The following is a 25,978-nucleotide window of genomic DNA, read 5'->3' as shown; positions in this document are numbered from 1 at the left end:
TACAGTCAATCTACATATTGTTTAATTAGTACTTGCGTTCCTTTTTCACCATATCCCTTTTCCAATAAATCTGTATACATTGTTTTTGCTAATTTTAAACCTGGTAATTCCAATTGTAATCTTTCTGTTTCTTTTAATGCGATATTCAAATCTTTTACAAAATGTTTGACATAAAATCCTGGTTCATAATCTTCTTTAATCATTCTCGGTCCTAGTGCCGATAAACTCCAAGAGCTCGCTGCCCCTGAAGCGACTGATTGAAGCATCGTATCTGGATCTAATCCTGATTTCATTGCATAAGCGACCGCTTCACATGCACCGATCATATTGCCCGCTACTGTGATTTGATTGCACATTTTCGCATGCTGGCCTGCTCCCGCTTCTCCTTGATAGACGATTTGCTTACCGAATACAGATAAAATCGGTAGTAATCGGTCAAACAATTCTTTTCTACCCCCACACATAATCGAAAGCGTACCATTTTGCGCTCCCACATCTCCGCCGGAAACCGGTGCATCTAAAGACTCCATATGTAGAGTTTCTGCCTTCTGAGCAATTTCAATCGCTAACTCAGGACTAGACGTCGTCATATCGACAACGATTTGAGAAGCACGACCATTCGCAAAGATCCCATCTTCAGAAAGATAAACTTCCTCTACATCTGACGGCATACCAATCATCGTGAAAATGAGGTCAGCCCCACGTACAGCTTCCGCGACGGTATCTGCCCATCGCGCACCTAATTCAATTAACGAATTGGCTTTAGACTTCGTTCTTGTGTAGACAGTCACGTCATAAGACGCACCTAATAAATGCTTCACAATGCTAGCTCCCATTACACCTGTCCCAATAAACGCAATCTTTTCATTTTGCATACTAACACTCCTCATATAGTATCCATATATTCTATCGTATCGAAGTTGAAATATTTTTACAATAACGCGAGCAAAAAAAAAAGAGGACCAATCTTATAATTAAGATTGGTCCACAAAAGGGGGAAATGATAATGTTGCTGTGTTCATAATAAGTATGCCCCTTTTTACTCTTTATAAACATTACTTCCGTATTTTGATGAATCTTTATCTATACTTGACTTTACAAACTTATTAATCAACAAGTCTAATTTGCGACTAAGAATAATTGTGCGCTTAGCATGCATGCCTTCTTCTTGAGCAACTTTTATTAACTGATTCCTAAGATGTTCAATTTCTAATTCACAGTTACACTTCAAAACAAACACCTTCCATCGTATTTGGTTTCATCCTATAGTATACTCAAATCATAAAAATTTGTCTTAGAAAGTTCTCGACAATTCTCGACAGTGGCTATATTTTCAGATGTATTTTTTAAAGATAATACTTTACCTTTTACACATTTTAAGGCAAACTATTAAGTGATTCTCATATTAATTTATTCATTCTACTATAAAGTAGTATTCATGAATAAAGAAAGGATGTAACCAGATGACGATTGCAGAAATCGGAGATATTATTGAATTTAAAGAAGGCTTACAAGGTATTGTAGAAAAAGTAAACGAGAACTCCGTTATTGTTGATTTGACGTATATGGAAGACTTTGATGAATCATCCATGGAAGAAAAAACCGTAATCAACCATAAACGCTATACAATTATTCACAGCGCAAACAAATGAAACTTTATTCTTAACTGTCCGTCCAATTACTAGATACTTAAATAAGGGAGTGTTTCAATATGAATAATAAATGGCGTATCGTTTTCGCTTCATTCGCTGTATCTGTAATGCTTGCAGCTTGCGGGACCTCAGACACAGATGTAACAGAACCAGATGTTACGACTGGAACTATTGCAGAAGAACCTGTAACGAGTCCAGAAACAGATGGCGAAGACGACGTCCCAGTAGCTGTCGAAGAACCGGAAACAGACGTAATGAAAGATGCAGTTGAAACACAAAGCGATGAACAAGACTATTCCATAATGGTCCTTCCTAACTATTTATTAACAAGTGAAGAACCTGGTCGAGACAGTTTATATCTTGAAGAGGATAGCAGCCTATTCATGCGTATTGAAACGATGCCAAAAGGCGAAGAATCTTATACTTTTGATGAACTTTATGAAAATATGCAAGAGTTATTAGTAGCTTCAAGTGATGGTGAAACCCCAAAAGAAGTAACAGATAAAGCTGAACTTCCTAAAGACGAAGGAATCATCAACGTTAAAGGTGCGGTGGTGGATTCTGCTGAAGGTTACTTCAAAGGATTTGTGATCGAACGTGAAGATAAGCTTGTACGGGTGACTATTTATGCTGCAGAAGATAACGATCATATCAAAGAGTTCAAACAAATGGCATCTACAATCAAGTGATAATCTACCGACTAAAAAGGCTGAACCGCTTATGCAGTTCAGCCTTTTTAGTTCTTATCATGAACACTCTACTTTTGAAACGCCTACGTTTATTCGGGGGAAGCTCAGCTTGAATACAGAGCCTTTTCCAACTTCACTCGTTACCGAAATCGTCCCCCCGTATTCATGCATCGTTTTTTTAACAAATGGGAGCCCTAGACCTGTACCTCCTTCTTTTTCAGAAACAAACGGTAAAAAGATCTTTTCCATCATTTTTTCACTCATGCCCTTACCTGTATCAGAAATGTAGACCTCCACTGCGTTCTCTGTAAGTTCACAAATCTTAACATTTAATGTTCCTTTAGGTTCCATTGCTTCCATCGCGTTTTTCAGCAGATTCACTAGTACCTGCTTAATACGATTAGGATTCGCTTTGATTAAGACAGATTCCACTACACATACTTCATTTACTATATTGATTTGATCTAGCAAGGCTTTTGGTCTAAGTAATACCAATACTTCTTCCATTAAAACAGAAAGCGAAAAGATGGTGACTTCATCGACCATTGGTTTTGAAAGCGAAAGCATCTCGTTTAAAATCTCGTTCATACGCTTTACTTCTTCTTGTATGACCGTGACATATTTATGCGCATTGCCTGTCACTTCATGCTCGAGTAGCTGTAGAAAGCCTTGTAGCGTTGTCATAGGATTCCGAACTTCGTGCGCAATACTCGCCGCAATTTCTCCTGTCGTGCTTAATTGATCAGAGTGGGCTAATAAGTCAAAGAGGTGCTCATGTTCAGTTATATCTATTATTTTTAAGATGAACATCTCTGTTTTCGGATCCATCTTCACGATTATATTGAAATATTTAGTTTCTCCATACAGTTGGTACGAGACTTTTATTTGTGAAAATGCTTCATTCTTTGCGCGAAGCAAAAATTCCGTATGATTAAAACTTTCAGCTTGCTGGAAATTCCCTAAAAATGTTTTCAAATGAATATTATTATTGCTGGTTGGAAAGTGGAAAATTTTATTAAACTCATTATTCACTGATACAAAAAAGCCTTTTTCATTCATAATTGCTAATGGATTTGATGATGATAGGAAAGCATTTTCGTATAATTGACTCAATGACTTTTGTTGTTCATATAAATTTACCGTAATAATTGCCCTTTCAATGTCCATCTGATATATAATATGACAAGATACATAATGTCCATTGGAAATTAGTAAGTTCCCCGCTAATGAATCCTGGATGATTGTTTGAATTTGTGGATTACTTGCAAGAATAACTTGTATTTTTTCAAATAACAGTTCATCAAATATTTCTGAAATATGGCTCGGCATCCCTTTTTCATTCACCATATTTTTCAGCGTTCTTGTCATTCCTAGTATATCGCCATTTTTATTGATGATCAGTTTATTAAGAGAACTTTCAAGATACTTATCGATGTCCACCATCTTCATTACCAAACCATGACCCCCTCATTCAAAATCCGAGTAACAATATTAAAATTCACTATTTTTGGAAATCACCCTATTTGGTACTCAATTATGTCATAATTACAAATTCTTTAGAATAGGTATAAAGTTTTATTTAAATTATAGTTATCTTACATCATCTTTTAAGGAGATTACAAATGAAAATCGTTCTATCTACTTTAAATGCAAAATACATACACACCAATATCGCAATACGCTATCTAAAGGCCTATGCCGAACCAGAATTCCATTGTGAACTTGCAGAATTCACAATTCACGATCCTACCCTGTCGATTGTTTCAGAACTTTATCAACACACTCCACAAGTTGTCGGTTTCAGTGCATACATCTGGAATATTGAAGAAACAATTCAAGTGATTCGGTTACTAAAATTAACTAGTCCTGAAACTATTATCGTCTGCGGTGGACCTGAAGTGACTTACGATTATGACCAATGGTTAGCACGAGTACCCGAAATTGATTATATCGTTATTGGTGAAGGCGAGCGAACATTCAAAGATCTTCTTTACGCAATCGACGGACAAATGGAAATTTCAGACGTTCAGGGAATTGCCTACAGACAAGATGAGCAATTGAAGATTACTGCACCAGGACCTAAATTGGATTTGCGTACATTACCCTCCCCTTTTCGTTTTGCTGAAGACTTATCGCATCTCCCGAATCGCGTGATTTACATCGAAACAAGTCGAGGCTGTCCATTCTCTTGTCAATTCTGTCTTTCCTCTATCGAAGTAGGTGTCAGATACTTCAATCGTGAAGCCATTAAAGAGGATATTCGTTATTTGATGGAGCATGGTGCCAAGACGATAAAGTTTGTCGATCGCACATTCAATATTAGCCGCAGTTACGCGATGGAAATGTTCCAGTTTCTCATTGATGAGCACAAGCCAGGAACTGTTTTCCAATTTGAGATTACCGGGGATATTATGCGACCGGAAGTTATTCAATTTTTAAATGAAGAAGCTCCAGCGGGATTGTTCAGATTTGAAATCGGTGTGCAGTCAACGAATGATTTGACAAATGAACTCGTCAAAAGACGACAGAACTTCACAAAGCTTTCTCGCACCGTGACGTTGGTCAAAGAAGGCGGAAAAATTGCACAGCACCTCGATTTAATCGCTGGATTACCCGAAGAAGATTACGCATCTTTCCGTGATACATTCAATGAAGTATTTGAATTGCGACCTGAGGAACTTCAGCTTGGATTCTTAAAATTATTACGTGGTACAGGGCTACGTATTCAAGCGGAACAATACGGTTATCGTTTTATCGACACAGCTCCTTACGAAATCGTATCGAATAATGTACTGTCATTTGATGATATGCTGAAGATTAAACAAACAGAAGACATTCTCGAAAAATATTGGAATTCAGGACGATTTATACACTCTATGGAATATATCGTTACAGAGTTAGTCGATACCCCATTCGACTTCTTCCAACTGTTTGGCGCCTTCTGGGAAAAACAAGGCTGGTCCCGAATTGGCCATCAATTTGAAGACTTATTCACTCGCCTGGAACGATTTTTAAAAGAAGTATTGGATGTTGATACAGCCGTAGCACAAAGTTTGATGAAAATCGATTACTTGATGCATCAAAAGTTTTTACCAAGAAAAATTTGGTGGGCTCCTTCTTCTACTTTGCAGGAAGAACGTTTAAAAGAGATCAATCAATTACTCGTTAGCTCACCATATCTTTTAGGCGATGCTTTTGAATCACTCGGCCATACAGAACGGACAATTAGAAAGCAAGTATTCATCACCGATACTACTGCAAAGCTTGAAGAAAATCTAACTGTCACAATGGATCCTGGCTATATTATCATCCAATATAGTCCAGGCAAAAAAGTTCAGTACTATCACCTTTCAGAAACAGCTATAGTATCCACAAAAAAATATCAATAAAAAAGCAGTATGAGATTTTTTCTCATACTGCTTTTACTTTATTAACCGATAATTACACGCTCTTTCGGATAGTGATACGGTGTTTTATTCGTTCTTCCACCCAATGTGTAAATAAACGATATCAATCCTACCCGACCAATAAACATCAATGCCATGATAATTAATTTACCGACTACAGATAATTCTGATGTGATACCAAGTGACATCCCACAAGTACCAAAAGCTGAGGTAATTTCAAATAGTAAAGGTACGACTGGAATACCTGGTTCTGTAAGCAACAACAGAAGCAATGCGGTCATTACCATTACACAAGCTACAAGAATTACTGCGTACGAACGGAACACATCGATTAATTTTATTTGGCGTTTAAAAATATGGATCACATCATTCCCCTTCGCAAAATTAATAAGGAATAATAGCGCAATCGCAAATGTCGTTGTACGAATTCCACCTCCGACCGAACTCGGAGATGCACCAATAAACATCAGTGAACTAACTAGTATGTCGGTCGCATCACTGAAGTTCGTCACGTCATACGTCACAAGCCCAGCGGAGCGTGCAGACACAGATTGGAATAACGCGGTGAAAAACTGTTGGTGCCAACTCATCCCTTTAAACGAATGAAAAGACTCTAGTAACCAGATCATCGCAGTACCTAATACCATTAACATACCGAAAGTAGCTGTCGTGATTTTTGTAAAAAGAGAGAATCGAAAATTCGGAACCTTTTTAGAGAAGTAAGCCTTTATCTCAATCAATACTGGGAAACCGATGGCCCCTAGAATAATTAACGTCATTAAGATGATTTGAACAAAGTAATCATTGTGATAAGGCATCATCGATGAACCAGTAATATCAAAACCGGCATTGGTCGTAGCAGAAACAGACATAAACATTCCATTAAGTAGTGCTTCACTAAACGAATTATAAAAACGATAAATATAAAGCGTAAGAATCGTACCACCGATCAACTCAATTGCAACAATGATTTTTATAATTTGCCGAATGAGTTTAACAACACCTTGCAATGTATATTGATTCGTGTCGACCATTATGAGTTGCCGTTCTCTCATTCCAATCTTTTTTTTGACCAGTAACCAAAAAAACGTACCTAGTGACATGATTCCAATTCCACCTAGTTGCAGAACGAGCATAATCATACATAGACCGAACACCGAGTACGTTTCACCTATACTGATTGGAGATAATCCCGTGACACTTACGGCGCTTACCGCAGTGAATAAGCTATCAATAAAAGCGACACTCACACCCGGTTTATAGACACCAGGCAAGTTTAGTAAGAGGTATGAGAAAGCGATAGCCAGAAAATAATAAAATACAATAATTTGCGCTGGTGTAAATTTATGAAAAACTTCCCTGGAAAGCCTCATTATTTTCAATTTCCTTTCATAACAAAACTTCATTTTCCTACTTTATCAAAAGCATCAATGAAAAGAAAGCTTTACAAGGTACTTTACATACTTTTATCCATTTTAAACCTTCCGTCGATCATAATCTACACAAACAGCTAATAAACTAGACAGTTAAAAAGGCTACGGTCACCATCTTAAACGAGTGCCGTTACGGTGAACGGCTTTTGCGAACATAAGCCTAGGTTGGAAGCACATCCTTACCGAAAATCCCGGAACAATTATCAAGTTTTCATATTAAAAATCCTCTTCCACGAAAGGTAGAAGAAGATTTTTTGATATTATTTTTTCAATCGTTGCTTCACAACAGCAAGTGCATAGCCGCCTAACGCTAAGACTAGGAGAACGATCCAGAATATTGTTTTCCATAATGTAGAATGTGGGAATGTCTCAGGTATGATTTGCAATGATGGATGTGCCAAAGTTAAGACAACCAACTTCACACCTACCCAACCTACAATTAAGAAAGCTGCTGTTTCTAGTGTTGGATACTTTTCAAGCAAGACAACGAATTTTCTTGCAGCAAAACGTATCATAATCAAACCAATCATACCGCCAAGTAACATGACAACAAATTGTCCACCGTTGATACCACCTACATGGAAATTACCTAATTCAGGCAATGTCACCGCAAGAGCGACTGCTGCCAACATGGAGTCTAAAGCAAATGCAATATCAGCAAGTTCTACTTTGAAAACGGTCATCCAAAAACCAGATTGTTTTCTAGGCTTCTTATTAGGATGATCTTTTTGCGAATGCGTTATTTTATCATATATGTTTTTGGCAGAGATAATTAATAAGTATGCTGCACCTAACGCTTGAATCTGCCAGATATTCACCAAAAATGTAATCATAAACAATGCACCGAATCGGAAGACGAATGCTCCAACTAAACCATAAAATAATGCTTTTTTCTGTTGCGGTTTCGGTAAATGCTTGACCATTACGGCCATAACGACTGCGTTGTCTGTTGCTAAAAGACCTTCAAGTACAATTAGGACAACAAGCACCCAGGCGTATTCTAATAAAATCGGATCCAACAAAATTCCTCCTTATTTTTCACAATATAAAAAGACCCTCACCTAATAATAGGCAAAGGTCTCGCTAAGTCGGAATTTCACGTTCAAAATCCAGCTATCATAACCGATGGCGATAAAAGTCCATGTATTGACGACTATGAAATAGGTTTCCCTATAGCTACTCCCCTTTGACATTGCGTCAAAAGTTATTAAGTTATTAGATGCTTTTTAAGTATTATAACATAATAACTTCTCATTGCAAATGATTTAGGCGGTGTCAGTGGAACTATTCAATTTCAGTACACTTGAAAAAATCTACTCATACTACCATTATATTTCAAATACACATAAATTATACGTATCTAGTTACACATTAAAAAGACCGGCAATTTTACTCTCTGCCGGTCTTTCGTTTAAATTATTATGCTTTCACTTTCGCTTTACGGCGCGTTTCACGATCGAATAGACTGTAGATGATTGGTACGATATACAACGTTAGAAATGTTGAACTAATTAATCCGCCAATGACTGCAATTCCCATCGGCTGATTCAATTCAGATCCTTCACCTAGTCCTAGCGCTAATGGAAGTAATCCCAAGATAGTCGTGAGGGCTGTCATAAGGATAGGTCGTACGCGGTCACGCACAGATGAGATAATCGCGTCATACGAACTGAGTCCCGCTTCTTTTCTTTGGTTGATATAGTCGACTAAGACAATCCCGTTGTTCACAACAATACCTACAAGTATGAGAAGCCCAATGACCGCCGTCACACTGACTGGTGTATCCGTTATGAAAAGCCCGAAAGATACACCAATAATCATAAGTGGTACAGAGAACATAATAACGAATGGATATTTAAATGATTCGAACTGCGCCGCCATAACCATGTACACCAATACTACAGCGAGTATAATTGCCAGTAACATATCATTAATCGCACTTTCAAATAACTCACGGTCTCCACCGTATGAAAGTTCAACTTCTGTCGGCAAGTCTAAATCATCAACTATTTCATTGACACGCTTTGTCATATCTCCAAGTGACTCACTAGAGAGATACTTCAATGTAAACGTAATAGAATGCGCTTGGTCTACACGCTGGATAGCAACTGGTCCTTCCGCTATTTTAACATCCGCCACATCTTTTAATGTAACAAAGGTATTTTGCGGTGTTTTCAATTCTAATTCTTTTAATTTATCTACACTGTTTCGGAATTTCTCATCATAACTGACGTTTACACCCACGACATCGCCTGTTTTTCCAAAGACTATTTGTGTAGCAAATACACCCCGCGTGACATCGCTGACTGTTTGTGCAATTTGATAAGGAGCTAAGCCTACATCTGAAGCTTTTTGTCGATCCACTTCGATTTTCACTTCTTCAACTGTATCAATTAAATCATTTTTTACTTCTGTAACGGTCTTCACTTCACGTAATTTCTTATCGAGTTTCGTAACTGCTTCTTCTAAACGTTGTTCATTTGTATCATTCAATGAAAACGTTAACGTATTCGGGCTCGAACCAGCAGCTGTCTGCATATTGAAACTAACATCTGCATCTTCACCTACTTCATCTAACACGGCTGGTTGTACTTCATCGACGAATTCAAATACAGAGCGATCACGATCATCTAAAGGAACTAGTTTGACATACATTTCAGCCATATTTCCCTCAGACCCACCTTGTGCCATACTCTGCTGCGTTCCGCCGACTAAGCTTACATATACTTCTACATCTTGTTCCTTTTTAATTTTCTCTTCGATTCGTTTAACAACTTCATTTGTTGAATCTAAGGATGAGCCATTCGGAAGCTTTATACTAATACTAAAGAATCCTTCATCCGTAGACGGCAAAAATTCTGTCCCGACTTTTAATAGACCAAATCCACTGGCCCCTAGTAAAATCGTAGTCATCACAAGCACGAGTATTCGATGCCCTAGTGCCCATACGACAGTTTTCTCAAATGTCTTCCACCCTTTTGAACGTCGCTTTTTCGCCTTAGTCAATTCATCAGGAGTTTTAAGCAGCCGACTCGCAAGCATCGGTACAACAGTCAATGCGACGACTAACGATGCAAATAAACTAAACGAAATAGTCAAAGCGAATTCTGTAAAAATTTGTCCGATTAACCCACTGATGAAGATGACCGGAACAAATACTGCGAGTGTAGTTAGCGTAGATGCTGTAATTGCACCGCCTACTTCTTTCGATCCGTCTTTTGCAGCTTCTTCCGGATGTTTACCCATCGCTAAGTGACGTTCAATGTTTTCAATCACTACAATCGCATTATCGACGAGCATTCCTATTCCTAATGCTAATGCACCAAGTGTCATAATATTAAGTGAGAAATCTGCAAAATACATAAGGACAAATGTAACGATTACGGAATAAGGGATTGCCACGCCAATAATAACTGGACTCTTAATACCACGTAAGAAGATAAATAATACTAGCATTGCGAACAATCCACCAAGGATTAGCGACTGTCCAATATTACCGATAGCCAGTTTTACATAGTCCCCTTGGTCAAACAGAACATCGGATTCAATGCCTTTATAAGCGTCTTTTTTAAGCAATTCATCTAATGAAGATTTGAATTCCTTCGACACAGTTGCTGTATTAGCTCCTGATTCCTGAAGAACGGACAACAACACAGCTTGTTCATCGTTCGCTCGTGTCTTTGTCTGTGCCTTCGGTTCAAGTAGTGCAACATCTGCTACATCAGAAACGTTAATTTTTTCACCTGTTAACGGATTCGCACCTAACTGAATATCGCGAACATCCGAAATACTTTGGATGGAACTGATGATTCTTGTCGTTAATCGTCTACCATCATTCGTATCAATCGAATCACCTGGCATTGAGACATTACTTGCCTGAATCATTTGCACAACGTCTGATTGAGCGAGTCCAAACTCTTTTAACTTTTCAGGGTCTAAAATTACTTGTACGTCTTTAATAATTTTACCAGATACGTTAACACTTGCTACACCATTAATTCGACGTAACTCTTTTTCTAAATCCTCCGCGATACTTCTAATATCTGCTTCTTTATCTACAGTATGAAGAGAAAGCTGGATGACTGGGAATTGAGATGGATCGAATTTCATGAACCGAGGCTTATTCGCACCTTCTGGCATCGGCACTTGATCAATTCTTTGTAATATATCCATTTGGACATCATCAATTACAGAAGACCAATCAAACATTAAGAAGAGTAAATTAGCACCTTCTTGTGAAGAAGATTGCATCGATTTTAATCCTGGTGCTGTCGATAAACTTTCTTCTAATGGCTTCGTAATTTTCTCACTGACTTCTGTAGGCGAAGCACCTGGATAATTCGTAACAACTACTGCTATAGGTGGATTTAAATCTGGTATTAATGTGATCGGGATTTTTAAAAACGAAACGGTTCCCAAAATAATAATTAAAAACATAGTGACTAATGTAAAAACAGGCCGTTTAACTGAAAAACTACTAATTTTCATTACACTATTCCTTTCTTTACCAATTGTATGCACTACTATTTGGTGGAGGGCTCGCGCTTTTCCACTCAACTGTAGAATTTCCTTACCTACCTAACGTAAGTTCATTTGTTCCCAGTCTTAGTAAATAACCCGGTCAGATTACAATTGCTCCGACCGGGTTTGTAAGTGATTAAATTTTAAAGAAGATTATACAAACGAATGTCTGGGAATTTATCATGGAACCAACGCATAGCAAATTCATTTTCGAATAAGAATACTTTTCGATCATGACGATCTTTTACAAGCAATGCTCGTTGTCCCGCCATAGATTCTTTTACATCTTCTTCATTCTCGATCCAACGTGCGACTTTAGAGCCCATTATTTCCATTTGCACATCCACATGATACTCCGCTTTCATGCGATGTTCAAACACCTCAAACTGTAGCTGACCTACTGCCCCTAAAATGACTTCTTCAGTATGCAATGTCTTATAGTATTGAATCGCACCTTCTTGCACTAACTGTAAAATCCCTTTATGGAACTGTTTCGATTTCATAACGTTTTTGGCGGCTACTCTGACAAATAATTCAGGTGTGAATTGAGGTAAGGCATCAAACTCAAAACTGCCTTTTCCACCAACGACTGTATCGCCAATTTGATAATTCCCCGTATCGTAGAGTCCAATAATATCACCAGCCACTGCTTCATCTACCGTTTCGCGATCATCTGCCAAAAACTGTGTAGTTTGCGTCAGTTTAAAAGTCTTGGATAGGCGAGGCACATTCACCGACATTCCCCGTTCAAATTCACCCGATACGATCCGGACAAATGCAATACGATCTCGGTGAGCCGGATTCATATTCGCTTGGATTTTAAAGATGAATCCCGAAAACAGTTCTGACTCTGGATCTATATCTTCACCATCTCTAGTCTTTCGTGGTTGCGGTGGTGGAGCGAATTGTAAGAATGTTTCCAGGAACGTCTGTACACCAAAGTTCGTCAAAGCACTTCCGAAGAATACAGGTGTAAGTTCACCATGAGCAATACGCTCTTCATCGAAGTCGTTACCCGCTTCATTCAATAACATGACATCTTCTAGCGCTTGCTTATAATAAGAAGTCTCCGTCATGGAATGTTCAACAGCAAGTTCTCCTTCTCCATCGATTGGAAGAAAACGTTCATTTCCTTCTGGTCTTGCTAATTCCACACGCTTATTAAAGCGATCGTAAATACCGAGGAATTCTTTCCCCATACCAATCGGCCAATTCATCGCATACGATTGAATTTCAAGTACTTCTTCTAGTTCTTCCATTAGCTCTAATGGTTCTTTACCTTGTCTATCCATCTTGTTGATAAATGTAAAAATCGGAATACCACGCATTTTACATACTTTAAAAAGCTTGATCGTCTGGGGCTCGATCCCTTTAGCTGAATCCACCATCATAACCGCAGCATCTACCGCCATTAACGTACGGTATGTATCTTCACTGAAGTCTTCGTGTCCAGGTGTATCTAAAATATTGACGCGTTTTCCATCATAGTCAAATTGGAGAACGGAAGACGTAACAGAAATACCACGCTGTTTTTCGATTTCCATCCAGTCGGAAGTCGCAAATTTCCCGCTCTTTTTCCCTTTAACTGTTCCCGCGTCTCGAATTGCGCCACCAAAATATAGAAGTTTTTCAGTTATAGTAGTTTTACCGGCATCCGGGTGCGAGATAATCGCAAACGTTCTCCGTGATGTTATTTCATCATGTATATTCTTTTGCATCAGGGTACTCTCCTTTTGTTTACGTTTTCTATCATAGAGAGTATGGCAAAGCATTTCAATGCTTTTTCAATGATTTACCAAAATAATTCTACGCTCTCAAAGCTAGACATTCATTTACCTATTATTTTATAGAAGTATTTCCGAATTTCTTAGCCGCTTCATCTAGCGCAATCGCTGCGTCCGAATGAGGATATTTCGTCTTACCGATGATTTGGAAATCTTCATGCCCTTTTCCAGCAAATATAATAATATCTCCTTCATTGGCCATTTCAATTGTATGACGCACAGCTTCTTCACGATCCCCAATACATGCAAACTGATTATGGGGCATGCTTGCGCTTAGCTCCGACACAATCGACTCATAGGGCTCGTCTCTCGGATCATCTGTCGTAAACACGACATAATCCGCAGCCGCTGCTTTTTCTCCCATAATTGGGCGCTTTAAGCGATCACGGTTGCCACCTGTTCCGATCAAGAACAGTAAGCGATTCCCCTCTTTTTTCAAAGGTTGAACAGTTGCGATTGCTTTTTCAATCGCATCTGGAGAATGTGCATAGTCAACAAATATAGTTAATGGTAATGTTGTTTCTACTTTTTCCAAGCGACCTTTCACAGTAGAAACTGCGGCAAGCAACGGTAGAATCTCCTCTATCGCCATTCCTTTCGCGTACAAAGCGGCTACAGCTGCCAAGGCATTGTAGACGTTGAACTCACCGATTAAAGGCATCGTGACCGAATAGGTACCATCAGGTGCCAGCAATTGAAATTCTGTTTTATTGGAAAACATTTGAATGTTTATAGCCTGAAAAGAAGATTTGAGGTGAATACCATAAGTAAATGTCGGAAATGATGTCATCTCCGACATTTTACTGCTCCACGGATCATCTGCATTGACGATAGCGAATTTCTGCTGATCCAGTTGCTGCCCCAGCTGCGCAAACAACAAACCTTTTGCCGCACTATAACTTTCCATTGTTTTATGATAATCCAAATGATCATGCGTCAAATTGGTAAAGATCGCAATATCGAATTCTGTCCCCGCCAATCGCCCTTCCACTAAACCATGGGAGGACACTTCCATTATCATTGACTGGCAACCTTCACTCGCTGCTTGGGCAATCATTTGCTGTGTCGTCAGTACATCTGTCGTCGTGTTTTCTGTTTCATATACTATATCGTTTAGCTTAAAGCCGATCGTACCAGACACAGCAGTTTTCTCATCGGCTTGCCGCAACATATCATGAATAATATTGCCAACGCTAGTTTTGCCATTTGTCCCTGTCACACCAATCATCGTCATACGTTTGGATGGATAGTTATAAAATTTGGCCGCGAGTAATTGAATAGCTTTCGTAGTATCTTCGACGTATACAACTGCGATACGTTCTTCATCTACTATAATAGGCTCAGACGCGATAATAAGGCGTGCTCCACTCAGAATTGCTTGTTTTACAAACTGATGACCATTCACTGTATAACCTTTCAGACAAACAAACGCCCCCCCGTCTTGGATAACCCTAGAGTCTACCGCTAAATCCGTAACACGTTCGGGCATAGTCCCTTTTATAGTTTTCACAGGCAGTACAGATAAAAGTTCTTTCGTATTCATAAGGTTTCCTCCAATAAATAAGTAGATTAATCAAATAAATGTCATAATCTTTGTTCAAACTATGTTTTATTGCATAAAAAATAAGGGTAACATATAGATAGCCGGTTACTACCATCATACGCGTATTTTCTACTTACATCCACCTTAGATAGTTGCTAGGCAAGTAACCAGTTAGGAAGTGATCATAATATCTACACAACTAAATAATACACCTGAATTCTATAACTATTTGGAACAACTTTTCAAACAATCACAAGACGCTATTTCTGTTTTTAACATAGACGATACGATGATCTGTTGTAATCCTGCATTCGAAAAATTATACGGTTGGACGCTGGATGAGTGCAAAGGCAAAGTCATTGATTTTTATCCCGAAACAGAAATGAAAAAAGTTAGAGCCAGGCGTGATCAATTGAAGGAAGGTAAAAGTCTTAGAAATGAACGTGTTATTGAAAAACGTAAAGACGGTTCAACGTTTCATGCTGAAATAAATATGTCACCTATTTTTAATGATTACAATGAAGTGATTGCCATTTCATATATTACACATGATATCACGTTACATCTTCGGCTAGAACAGAAAAGGTCAGAGCTCGTTAAACTTAAAAACCTAAGTACGGTTGCCTCTTTTTTAGCACACGAAGTACGAAATCCAATGACCGCAATTACAGGGTTCATTCAGATGATGAATGATGATCCACAAAACCCTTATAGTACTTTTACAAAAATTATGGAAAATGAAGTCGACAAAGTGAATCATCTCATAACTGATTTCTTGGAATTAGCTACTCCCTCACTTCATAACCAAACCATTTTTTCAACTATCGAATTGATTCAAGAAGTGGTGAGTGATTATGATGCAACGTTCACTAATCATGCAATCACTTGCCATCTTCATACACCTACATCTGACACATTGATACTTGGAAATGTATATTCGTTAAAACAAGTATTCTGCAATATTATTTCAAATAGCTGCGATGCCATTCGAAATAATGGACAAATAGACATCACCGTAAAAATTCTGGATCACTCGATTTGTATTACTTTTGTGGATAACGGTCCCGGTATGTGTCCTTCTACTTTAGATTCGATTAATCAGCCATTCTTCACTACTAAAGAAGATGGTAGAGGACTCGGCATTCTCATTTCGAAAAAGATTATTTTTGATCACCACGGCACTCTAGACATTGAAAGTATAGAGCACGCGGGAACAAAAGTTACTATTTGTCTACCTTTAGCGAATGAATCTCTTCACTAAAGGAAGCTTTCCTTTATAAGGTGGGTAACCTACTGATAACGTTACAGCTGTACTCTTTTTCATAATTGACTTTGCATGGGAAAACGTTTCAAAGCTAGCTTTCCCATGAGACTGATTCATACCAGCCGGTCCAACACCTCCAAATGGAAGATGGATATTACCAGCGTGTGAGATAGTGTCGTTGATACAACCACCGCCAAATGGTAAGGCTTCGATAAAATGATCTGCCGCTTTGTCATTTTCCGTGAAGAAATAAGCTGCCAGCGATTTAGGTAGCTTGCTAATTTGCTGAATAGCCAAACCTAAACTCTCATATGGAATTACGGGAAGTATCGGTCCAAAGATCTCCTCTTGCATACTTGCTTTATCCCAATCTGGTAGAGCGAGAAGTGTCGGTTCGATATAAAGATCTTCAGCGTCCATACGGCCACCTTCTACGATATACGTTTGATCTTGCTCCAAAATGACTGCAAGTCTCTGATACTGACGGTCATTAATGATTCGCCCATAGTCCGCACTTTTCTGAGCATCTTTACCGTAAAATCGTTGAATCGCTTTTTTCATTTCCTCAAGCAACTGATTATAGATCGATACATCTGCCAATACATAATCTGGTGCAATACAAGTTTGCCCTGTATTCAAGAACTTACCCCAGACAAGTTTTTCAGCAGCTTTGCGTATATCCGCAGTGCTATCAACAATCGCCGGACTTTTTCCACCTAATTCTAACGTCAGTGGTGTCAATCGCTCCGCACAAGCGTGCATGACAATCTTTCCAACGTTTGCGCTACCTGTGAAGAAAACATAGTCAAAAGGTGCTTTTAATAGAAGCTGAGTCTCTTCCTTTCCACCTTGTACAACAGTGACATAGTCTGATGGATACGTACTAGCAATCAATTTCTCTACAACATTCGCTATATGCGGCGCATCTTCAGATGGCTTTAATACGGCACAATTCCCGGCAGCAATTGCCCCTATTAACGGGTCAAGCAGAAGTTGTAACGGATAGTTAAACGGCCCAATCACTAACGCAATACCATATGGTTCTTTGACGATAAAGCTTGTAGCTGGTTGCAAATGGATCGGTGTTTTCACCTTTTCTGGTGTCATCCATTCGTCTATATATTTCAATGTATGTGTAATACTAGATAAGACAAAACCTATTTCCGTCACATAGGCTTCAAGTGGTGGTTTACGTAAATCTTTATGGAGTGCTTCTGTAATTTCTTTTTCATGGCGTTCTACCGCCTCATATAATTTTTGTAACATCATTTTACGAAATGCAATACTTCTTGTCACACCCGAAACATAATATGTTTTCTGTTTGTTCATGATGATTTCTAACTCATTACTTGTCATCCCCACATCATTCACACTCCTCATTATCGTACTCCTATCCATTCTATCATTCCAGCAGACATAAAAAACACCAGGCGATTTTTATTCGTCTGGTGTTTTTCATTATTCCCTGCTTCTCATTAACCGTAAAGAGTTCAACACAACGATCACAGTCGCACCCATATCTGCCATAACCGCCATCCATAATGTCAACCAGCCCGGAATAATGAGTAACAACGCAATAACTTTTAAGCCAAGTGCAATGGAGATGTTTTGCAGAATCACTCGTTTGGTACGCTTACTTAATCTGATCGTATAAGGCAGTTTTTCCAAGTCATCTGCCATAAGCGCAATATCAGCCGTTTCTAGCGCTGTATCTGTACCAGCACCACCCATCGCGATCCCAACATTCGCTGTAGCTAATGCCGGTGCATCGTTGACACCATCTCCGACCATCGCAACTTTACCGTATTGTCCTAGCGATTTAATCATTTCCACTTTTTCATGCGGTAATAATTCCGCATTCACTTCCGACAAGCCTAGTTGCTGTCCGATCGCTGTAGCAGTAGACTCATTATCCCCCGTTAACATTACTGTTTTTTCAATACCGATTTGATGTAACTTTTGAATAATCGATAAGCTACTTTTACGAACTTGATCTGCCACAGCAATCATGCCGTTTAGACCTGTTTCAGACCATACTAGCATCACTGTTTTCCCTTGCTGTTGAAGTTCCAGAATTTGCTGTTCAAATGAAGCCACAAGCGGACGCATCTCTCTAAACAAATTCGGACTGCCGACATGTACTAGCTGACCATCTATTACTGCTTTCGCGCCTTTCCCCGTTATGGACTGGAAGTTCTCCACCTCAATCAAGTCATCAGTTAATTTTTCCGCCGCTCTCATAATAGATGAAGCAAGGGGATGCTGAGAGTATTTCTCTATGGATGCCGATTGAATAAGTACTTCATCCTCTGTCAAAGAAGAAACAGAAATAATGTCTGTCACTTCAGGACGCCCTTCAGTCAACGTACCTGTCTTATCAAAGGCAATGACTTTTATTTGCCCAGTCTCTTCTAAGTGAATGCCCCCCTTGATGAGTACACCATTTCGCGCGGCATTACCAATCGCTGTGACAATCGCGATTGGTGTCGAGATAACTAATGCACACGGACAGCCTACAACGAGTACGACAAGCCCTTTATAGAACCATTCACCCCATAATCCACCCATGACTAGTGGCGGTATCACCATGATCAATAAAGAAATGACAAGAATTGCTGGTGTATAGTATTTTGCAAAACGATCGACGAATTGCTGCGTCGGTGCTTTTTCTGCTTGCGCCTCTTCAACTAAATGAATAATTTTCGCAATCGTCGTATCTTCTGCAAGTTTCGTTACACGTACTTGCATAGAACCTTCTTCGTTCAAAGTCCCCGCGAACACTTCATCACCAAGCATTTTATGAACAGGTACCGACTCACCTGTAATAGCTGCCTGATTAACAGAAGAATCTCCTTGGATCACTTCTCCGTCCATCGCGATCTTTTGCCCCGGTTTAATCAGGATGACATCATTAATTTGTAAGTTTTCAACTTCTACTTCAAACTCCTTACCACCACGTAACACAATCGCTGTTGAAGGTGCTATGTCAATTAAAGAGCTGATCGAGTTTCTAGCTTTATCAATCGAATAACTTTCTAATGCTTCACTGATTGAAAATAAGAACACAACAACAGCACCCTCTGCCCAATCCCCAATTAACACTGCCCCAATGACAGCGATCGTCATAAGCGTGGACATATCAAAGTCTAGTTTAGAAAGGTTGCGTAACCCTTCTTTCATGAGGCTGTAGCCGCCGATTAAAATAGCTGCAAGGAAGAACGCGATAGATAACCAGTTATTGTCCCCATTGGCCGTAGACACACCGTACCCAGCGAGCAATAGGATTAGCGATGCAATTGTCGTCTGATTCTCACGTTTTTTCCAAAACGGTATATGTTGCTTAATGATTCGCTGTTTTTCTGGGAATACTTTTATACCGTCAAATGCACCGGCCTCTTCCAATTGTAAGATCGAAGCAACACCAGCCACTGTTAACTTAGATGCCCCAAAGTTTAACTGCACATCTTCCACCGTATCAATTTGACGAACATTTTTTTCGAATTTCGCAGCGCAATTTGTGCAGGACAATCCTTGTAAACGATAAACATTTTTTTCAGTAGCCATATTACCAGTCCTTTCAACGAATCCGATAGTGTTTAACACATCATTCAACCGTCCATTTGATTGATTACTTTCAGTATATGCAAGTCAGATATATTTGTCAATTGACACATTCAAACTCAAATTTGAATGTTTAGATAAAAAAAGCAGCCTCTAGACATACAGTCTAATCGGCTGATTTTTAGAATAGCTCCTACTATTACTTTGATCGTGTCATAAACATTGGCGGTACTTCCGCTACAAATCGGACCAAGTCGCCAGTTCGTGGATGCAAGAACGATATGGCTGTCGCATGAAGCCCTAATCTGCGCAGTGGATTACTAGTTGCACCGTATTTTTTATCTCCAACGACAGGATACCCTAACTCTTCCATATGTGCACGAATTTGATTTTTTCTACCCGTTTCCAGCAGAACTTCTAACAGCGAATAATTTTTGTTTGACTGAATTCTTTTATAATGTGTAATTGCGTGTTGACCACCGTTATCAAATGGGCTTGAGTATACTTTAAACGCACTGTTTTCAGTTAACCAAGAAGTAATAGTACCTGACTCACTCACTACTTTTCCTTCAACTAGCGCAGTATACATGCGTTCCTTAACTGATTCATTCCAGGTAGTTTGCAACGTTTGTTGTGTTTTTTCATTTTTAGCAAACATCATGACACCTGATGTGTCTTTATCCAGTCGGTGCACGACGTAAACTCTATTTTCAGGATAACTGCTTCGAACATAGTTCGTCACTTGTCGATAGGCAGTCATCTCATTTTCTGTTTTTGAAGCAACAGAAAGGAGCCCTGCTTCTTTATTGATCACAATAAGATCTTCATCTTCATGTAAGATGGTTATACCAACTAATTTTGAATTATTCAGCGACGCTTGGTTACTTTGAATTACAACCTTTTGACCTGGTTGTAGCGAATGGTTATGTTGTTTCATCAGTTGTCCATCTACCGTAACTTGTCCACGTGTAAGTATAGACTTGACTGAATTTCGACTACTCTTTGACATAACTTGCAATAAAAACGGTAGTAACTCGATTGATTCTTGAACTATATATTCCGTTGCGCGATTTGATTGTTGCTTTTTTTTCATAAAAACTTCCCCCTGCTCACCTAAATAGGCATAGTAGTTAAATTATACACCACACCCTCTGTACTTGTACGCTTGAATTACTTCTTACCCGCAGAAATATGATATAACCAAAAAACCCCTCAGCAACGAAGAAGCAAGGGATTTGTCGTATATTTCGTGAATTGTACAGCTGTTTGCATACCGACGGAGGGGTTATCTAGGTCCTCAATCAGTTTTTTGATTCACCGCCCAAACAGCGAATGGAGTTTTCCAATAATAAATTTACGTTATGCTAAGGCTCCGTTCGCCTCTGGGATATTCTCAATGTCAATAGCATTCATTTTACAGAAGTATTCCAGAAATTCTTTAGCTAATTTACTTTGCTCTTCATCAGATTTTAATGCAATGATATCTTTTACGATTTGAGCGGTCCAAACATTATCAAAATAACGAAATTTCCCCGAATTCCATGAAGTTCGATCAGGATAATTCTTATTGCTGTAATATTTCCAGAAAGGCATTTGCTCCGCTTCTTGTACCGTAAGCTCAATTCTAAATTCTGGATGGGAAGGGACCATACCATCAGGGCCAAGATTGCCGGTAAATGTTTCATTTATCATGAAGAGTCCAAGAATTTGCCTTTCCGTTTCGGGTTGATCCGTCCCTCTTGCAGTAAGAAGGCCAGCGCTATTCGGTCGCAGACGAGCGACCCTGTTTGGCTGCCCTTTATTTTTTCCACTTTGAACGTTACCAGTAGATACCTGCCAGTCATCAAATACTTCTTTTTGCATTGATTCGTCCAGCCAGAAAGCGATTTGTGAGCTTTCATGAATACTATGGTTCTTCAACATGTCCCTACGTTGCTGTTCAAGCATCTGGCTCTCTTTTTCTTCTTCACGTTTTCTTACTAGTATCTCTTCTTCCGCTTCTCTTTTCAAAATAATTTCCTTCATAGTTTTTGCAGTACTTCGATCATTTAATGTAATAAACTTTTTAAACGCATCAGGATAAACAAACTTTTTACTATGTTTATCGAAATCAACAGTAATGATCGATTCCTCATGTTCCACAATATTCCCTTCACCAAACACTGTATGTGTTATTTCTTCATTGATTAAATTCACCGATCCACACTCCTCATATAATAATTTCAATATTTTTTCCTACTCAGCCTACTTATTCAAAAACCAGTTAAGCGAATAGAACAAACAAGTGTTAAATCAAAAAAAACGTACTCAAATTCTTGTCGGAAGAAGTTGCGTACGATGATCGAATGCCGTCTCAATTACTGATATAACTACATTGTACCACATATTTTGAAATTCCTCAAATTTCTTATTGACAATCGTTATTTGTATATCGTACAATCTATTGTTTGTATATTTATTTGTGCACAAAAACAATATACAAATCATTAATCAAGTGTAATTTTACATACAGTATTTAAGTAAAAAGGCCTTTCCATATCAGCTAAAATATGCTGGATGGTAAGACCTTTTAACATGAATGTATTTTCTTCTAGAATGTATATTTTTTCATTTACGAACCAAAATAAAAAAGAAAAAACAGCCCCTAGACATTCGGTCTAATAGGACTGCTTATTGTTATAAACCGTGTTCCGACGGTAAATAACTTAGGTTTGGCACCTATGCCCCGTACTGGGTTCGAACCAGTGACCTCTTGCTTGTCGAGCAAGCGCTCTCCCAACTGAGCTAACGGGACGTACAAAATTATAATCGTTATGCTTAAATCAAGTGAACAAGTTAGCTTACTTAAGCACAAATACTATAATAGCATCAATTTCAAACATTGTAAATAGGTAATTTAAAAATCAGTAATTTTTCTAATCTAGCAGAAAAATTACTGACCTTTCCGAATACCTATTACAAGAATCAGTTGAAAATCCTCCTTTCTTATTGCATATGATTTACATGTTCTTCGACTGGTTCATTTTCAAAATACAAAAACTCTTCTTGATCAAGTTCATTCATACGCTCTTTATTGAAACCGTGTACCAAATGTCCTTCAAATACATTTTCCCACCATATTCCCTGCGTTTGCATAGTGTTCTCTCCTTTTTATTAGTATTGGTTTGTGAATCAATATGTGTACGCCGTTAATTGTTATTGGATTGCTTATATGTAGTATATACAGAATGAGCCTATGCAAAACTGCGTAAATAGTCCAAAATCGCTTCTATCTTTTAAGTCCCTTTGGAGTCTTGACTTTTCAATTTGGTTATGTTTCTTTTATTCACAACTAGCTAATACCTTACGATTACTAGTCTAGTGAAGACTACTATCTTTTTAAATTCTTTAGGACTATACACCTTCACTTCATAGTTTCCAGGCTATATGTTCTGTTATAATAATAAAAAAGCTTGCCTGCTCATGTGATTGAGCAAACAAGCTTGATTTGATTAGTTAGATACAAGTTGTGGTGGATCATTTTTCTTCTTAGATAGAAGCTGTAGTACCAACAAAATTACGAATAAGACTAGACCTATTACATCGGTAAGTTTTTCTGGATAGATCAACAGCATCCCAGTTGCAATTGTCACCAGACGCATTATCCAGTTCAGTTGAGAGTACCAATACCCAATCAACCCCGCACCAATTGCGACCATACCGACAATGGCGGTAAACGTTACCCAGACAATCTCGGTTATACTTGAGTCAAGCATCAGCATCGCCGGATTGAAGACGAACATATACGGAATGATAAACGCCGCAATAGCGAGCTTTGCTGAAGTGACACCGGTCTTAATCGGATCTCCACCTGAAATACCTGACGCTGCAAATGCTGCAAGCGCAACTGGCGGTGTGATATCAGCGATGATTCCGAAGTAGAACACGAATAAGTGAGCTGAAACTGCCACTACAATTGGCACAGCGGCTCCTGTAGGTTCACCAAGCATTAATAAGGTAATTATGGCAGGCGCTGCGATTGTCGACGTAATAACATAGTTTGCTGTCGTAGGAGAACCCATGCCAAGAACAATCGCCGCAAACATCGTAAAGATTAATGTCAATAAGATATTTCCGCCAGCTGCCGAGATAAGGCCTGTCGCTAAGCTTAGTCCTAGACCTGTCTTCACGACAACTCCTACGATAATACCCGCACAAGCAGTAGCTGCTGCAACTGCGAGTGCCGTCCGTGCACCATCTACTAGCGCTTGAATCATATCGCGGATACCAATTCTTGTATCTTTACTGAACGAACTAACTACAATCGTCAGTACGATACCTAATAACGCTGCTTTCATCGTTGGGATACCAGCTAATAAGAAGACGATAATCCCGACTATTGGAAGCAATAAATAAATTTTCTTCAATGTTTCTTTTCGATTAGGTATTTGAGAAACATCCATTCCTTGCAAGCCTACGCGCTTCGCTTCAAAATGTGTCATAATCCAAATACCTGTAAAGTAGAGCAACGCTGGAATAGCTGCAGCTTTAGCAATTTCCCAATACGTTACACCACCGATGAATTCAACCATTAGGAAAGCGGCAGCACCCATAATAGGCGGCATGATTTGTCCACCTGTAGAAGCCGCCGCCTCTACTCCTCCGGCGAATTCTTTTCGATAACCGAGTTTTTTCATCATCGGAATCGTATAAGAACCTGATCCTACAACATTCGCTACTGAACTACCAGAAATGGTTCCCTGTAGTGCACTTGAGAAAATAGCTACTTTTGCCGGGCCTCCTGTTAAGCGCCCCGCTAATACAACCGCTAAATCATTAAAGTAATTACCTACACCCGTTTTTACTAAGAATGCTCCGAATAATAGGAAGACGAATATAAAGGTGGCTGATACACTAATCGGAGTACCAAGAATCCCATCTGTCGTAAAAAACATGAGTTGGACCAAGTTATCTATACTCTGTCCACGGTGAGCCAAAAACCCCGGAAAATACGGTCCGAAAAACGCATAGACTAAAAAAACAATCGAAATAATCGTGATTGGTAAACCAACCGCTCGTCTTGCTGCTTCTAGTGTTAACAGCACAGCTAACGTACCGATGATTAAATCAATATCAGAGACCCTACCTATACGGAATACTAATTCATCCATGTATAGGGGCCAATATAAACCAACCGCAACGGCTAATAAGGATAGGATTATATCATAAAACGGTACTTTATTACGTCGCACCCCAATCTTCTTTCGAGCAGGGAATAATAAGAAAATAAGTGATAAGGCAAAGCCTAAATGAATCGAACGCTGAATTTGTGCAGTGAACGGTTTACCAATCGCTGTATACAGCTGAAAAATAGAAAATGCCAATAGACCGAAAAATACGATCTTACCTAACAAACCTTTTAAATCCCGCGTATTAGATTCAGGATCGTACTTTTGCAAAATTTCGAGTTGCGCTTGTTCAGAGAGTGTACTCATTTCATCATCAGATATACGTGGAACTACTTTTTCTTTGTTATTTCCCATCTAATCTAACTCCTTTCCACAATGTAACATTCGACACCTTTGCTACATGAAAATCATAGGATTGACCTTTATCAAGGTACTCCTTAAGGTGATACTCTTGTTGCTCATATTGCAAAGATAGATCTGTATTTACCCTACCCACATACAGAACAAACGAATCTATCACACGATTTTCGAATATAAGCGTATAAACTCCATCCTTGAACTCCAATATTTCGCCTTCTTCAGCGTAACCAGGCAATCCAATCGCTACATCTTCATACTGCATATATTCGAAACGGAGCTTATCGTGATCGGTAATGGTATATTGTTCCTTCACATTAGATAAGTGAATAGAATGGATATAATTGATTTCAAACTGTTGTTCAGTATGTAACGGAAGATAATACGCTATCGGTTGCTCACTTCGAACCCTTTCAAGTACAATCATTCGATTATATGGATAAAACAACCATAGCAGAACGAAGCCACTCGTGATACAGATCAGCAGAAGAATCTTTACTGTACTTTTCATCCGCTATTTCCTTCCTACATAAAAAGTAAGAATGGGACGGAAAAGCTTTACGCTTCACCGTCCCGCTCTGTTTTTCAATTCATTCAGT

Annotated in this window: 19 protein-coding genes and 1 tRNA gene; 4 read left to right on the top strand and 16 right to left on the bottom strand. The window is 38.8% G+C overall.

Annotation, left to right across the window (positions count from 1 at the left end; translation table 11 throughout):
- Positions 1 to 5: 5 nt before the first annotated feature.
- Together CSV79_RS07025 and CSV79_RS17405 are read right to left on the bottom strand one after the other, a co-directional pair.
- A complete protein-coding gene (locus CSV79_RS07025; protein WP_099688332.1) occupies positions 6 to 875 on the bottom strand; it encodes an NAD(P)-dependent oxidoreductase in 870 nt (289 codons plus the stop codon).
- Between the two features lie 164 nt (positions 876 to 1,039).
- Positions 1,040 to 1,240, bottom strand: coding sequence for an aspartyl-phosphate phosphatase Spo0E family protein (locus CSV79_RS17405; RefSeq protein WP_369824933.1), 201 nt, complete (start codon positions 1,238 to 1,240; stop codon positions 1,040 to 1,042).
- Between the two features lie 223 nt (positions 1,241 to 1,463).
- On the opposite strand from CSV79_RS17405, the gene CSV79_RS07015 reads away from it, so the two are divergent.
- Both CSV79_RS07015 and CSV79_RS07010 read left to right on the top strand, forming a co-directional pair.
- Positions 1,464 to 1,652, top strand: a complete 189-nt coding sequence (locus CSV79_RS07015; RefSeq protein ID WP_099688330.1) for a YkvS family protein — start codon at positions 1,464 to 1,466, stop codon at positions 1,650 to 1,652.
- Positions 1,653 to 1,711: 59 nt separating this feature from the next.
- A complete protein-coding gene (locus tag CSV79_RS07010; protein WP_099688329.1) occupies positions 1,712 to 2,341 on the top strand; it encodes a hypothetical protein in 630 nt (209 codons plus the stop codon).
- Between the two features lie 57 nt (positions 2,342 to 2,398).
- Here the strand turns inward: CSV79_RS07010 and CSV79_RS07005 are convergent, their stop codons facing one another.
- Positions 2,399 to 3,790, bottom strand: a complete 1,392-nt coding sequence (locus tag CSV79_RS07005) for an ATP-binding protein (RefSeq protein WP_233201390.1) — start codon at positions 3,788 to 3,790, stop codon at positions 2,399 to 2,401.
- 173 nt (positions 3,791 to 3,963) lie between these two features.
- On the opposite strand from CSV79_RS07005, the gene CSV79_RS07000 reads away from it, so the two are divergent.
- Positions 3,964 to 5,730, top strand: coding sequence for a B12-binding domain-containing radical SAM protein (locus tag CSV79_RS07000; protein WP_099688327.1), 1,767 nt, complete (start codon positions 3,964 to 3,966; stop codon positions 5,728 to 5,730).
- 41 nt (positions 5,731 to 5,771) lie between these two features.
- Here CSV79_RS07000 and CSV79_RS06995 read toward each other — a convergent pair whose 3' ends face one another.
- The 5 genes from CSV79_RS06995 to CSV79_RS06975 form a co-directional block, all read right to left on the bottom strand.
- Positions 5,772 to 7,121 (bottom strand): TrkH family potassium uptake protein, encoded by a 1,350-nt coding sequence (locus CSV79_RS06995; RefSeq protein WP_099688326.1) that lies wholly within the window; start codon positions 7,119 to 7,121, stop codon positions 5,772 to 5,774.
- 320 nt (positions 7,122 to 7,441) lie between these two features.
- Positions 7,442 to 8,200: a TerC family protein gene (locus tag CSV79_RS06990; RefSeq protein WP_099688325.1), complete on the bottom strand. Its 759-nt coding sequence runs from the start codon at positions 8,198 to 8,200 to the stop codon at positions 7,442 to 7,444.
- A gap of 400 nt (positions 8,201 to 8,600) precedes the next feature.
- Complete coding sequence (locus CSV79_RS06985) at positions 8,601 to 11,669, bottom strand: efflux RND transporter permease subunit (RefSeq protein WP_099688373.1); 3,069 nt, start codon at positions 11,667 to 11,669, stop codon at positions 8,601 to 8,603.
- A 176-nt stretch (positions 11,670 to 11,845) separates the two neighbouring features.
- Positions 11,846 to 13,420, bottom strand: a complete 1,575-nt coding sequence (locus CSV79_RS06980) for a peptide chain release factor 3 (RefSeq protein WP_099688324.1) — start codon at positions 13,418 to 13,420, stop codon at positions 11,846 to 11,848.
- 121 nt (positions 13,421 to 13,541) lie between these two features.
- A complete protein-coding gene (locus CSV79_RS06975) occupies positions 13,542 to 15,029 on the bottom strand; it encodes a UDP-N-acetylmuramoyl-L-alanyl-D-glutamate--2,6-diaminopimelate ligase (RefSeq protein ID WP_099688323.1) in 1,488 nt (495 codons plus the stop codon).
- A gap of 178 nt (positions 15,030 to 15,207) precedes the next feature.
- Between CSV79_RS06975 and CSV79_RS06970 the strand changes: the two genes are divergently transcribed.
- The gene (locus CSV79_RS06970) at positions 15,208 to 16,290 is read left to right on the top strand and encodes a two-component system sensor histidine kinase NtrB (RefSeq protein WP_099688322.1); all 1,083 of its coding nucleotides are present in this window, start codon (positions 15,208 to 15,210) and stop codon (positions 16,288 to 16,290) included.
- On the opposite strand, the gene CSV79_RS06965 is transcribed toward CSV79_RS06970, so the two are convergent.
- The 8 genes from CSV79_RS06965 to CSV79_RS06935 all read right to left on the bottom strand — a co-directional run bounded on the left by CSV79_RS06965 (position 16,267) and on the right by CSV79_RS06935 (position 25,890).
- A complete protein-coding gene (locus CSV79_RS06965; RefSeq protein ID WP_099688372.1) occupies positions 16,267 to 17,655 on the bottom strand; it encodes an aldehyde dehydrogenase in 1,389 nt (462 codons plus the stop codon). The two genes, CSV79_RS06970 and CSV79_RS06965, sit on opposite strands and share 24 nt — an antisense overlap.
- Before the next feature lie 96 nt (positions 17,656 to 17,751).
- Entirely contained in the window at positions 17,752 to 19,857 is a 2,106-nt protein-coding gene (locus tag CSV79_RS06960) for a heavy metal translocating P-type ATPase (RefSeq protein ID WP_099688321.1), read from the bottom strand.
- 196 nt (positions 19,858 to 20,053) lie between these two features.
- Positions 20,054 to 20,947 (bottom strand): RluA family pseudouridine synthase, encoded by an 894-nt coding sequence (locus tag CSV79_RS06955; RefSeq protein ID WP_099688320.1) that lies wholly within the window; start codon positions 20,945 to 20,947, stop codon positions 20,054 to 20,056.
- Positions 20,948 to 21,213: 266 nt separating this feature from the next.
- A complete protein-coding gene (locus CSV79_RS06950; RefSeq protein ID WP_099688319.1) occupies positions 21,214 to 22,050 on the bottom strand; it encodes a malate synthase in 837 nt (278 codons plus the stop codon).
- A gap of 525 nt (positions 22,051 to 22,575) precedes the next feature.
- A tRNA-Val gene (locus CSV79_RS06945) sits at positions 22,576 to 22,648 on the bottom strand.
- Positions 22,649 to 22,839: 191 nt separating this feature from the next.
- Positions 22,840 to 22,989 (bottom strand): hypothetical protein, encoded by a 150-nt coding sequence (locus CSV79_RS16990; protein WP_199171885.1) that lies wholly within the window; start codon positions 22,987 to 22,989, stop codon positions 22,840 to 22,842.
- Positions 22,990 to 23,345: 356 nt separating this feature from the next.
- Positions 23,346 to 25,376 carry a TRAP transporter permease gene (locus tag CSV79_RS06940; RefSeq protein WP_099688318.1) on the bottom strand — a complete coding sequence of 677 codons (2,031 nt, stop codon included), beginning with the start codon at positions 25,374 to 25,376 and terminating at the stop codon, positions 23,346 to 23,348.
- A complete protein-coding gene (locus tag CSV79_RS06935; RefSeq protein WP_099688317.1) occupies positions 25,366 to 25,890 on the bottom strand; it encodes a DUF1850 domain-containing protein in 525 nt (174 codons plus the stop codon). Before CSV79_RS06935 ends, CSV79_RS06940 begins: the two co-directional genes overlap by 11 nt.
- Positions 25,891 to 25,978 lie beyond the last annotated feature (88 nt).

The sequence above is a fragment of the Sporosarcina sp. P13 genome, from assembly GCF_002743055.1.
Classification (GTDB): domain Bacteria; phylum Bacillota; class Bacilli; order Bacillales_A; family Planococcaceae; genus Sporosarcina.
Note: the sequence above shows the minus strand (reverse complement) of the source record. Positions and strands in the feature narration are given on the sequence as shown.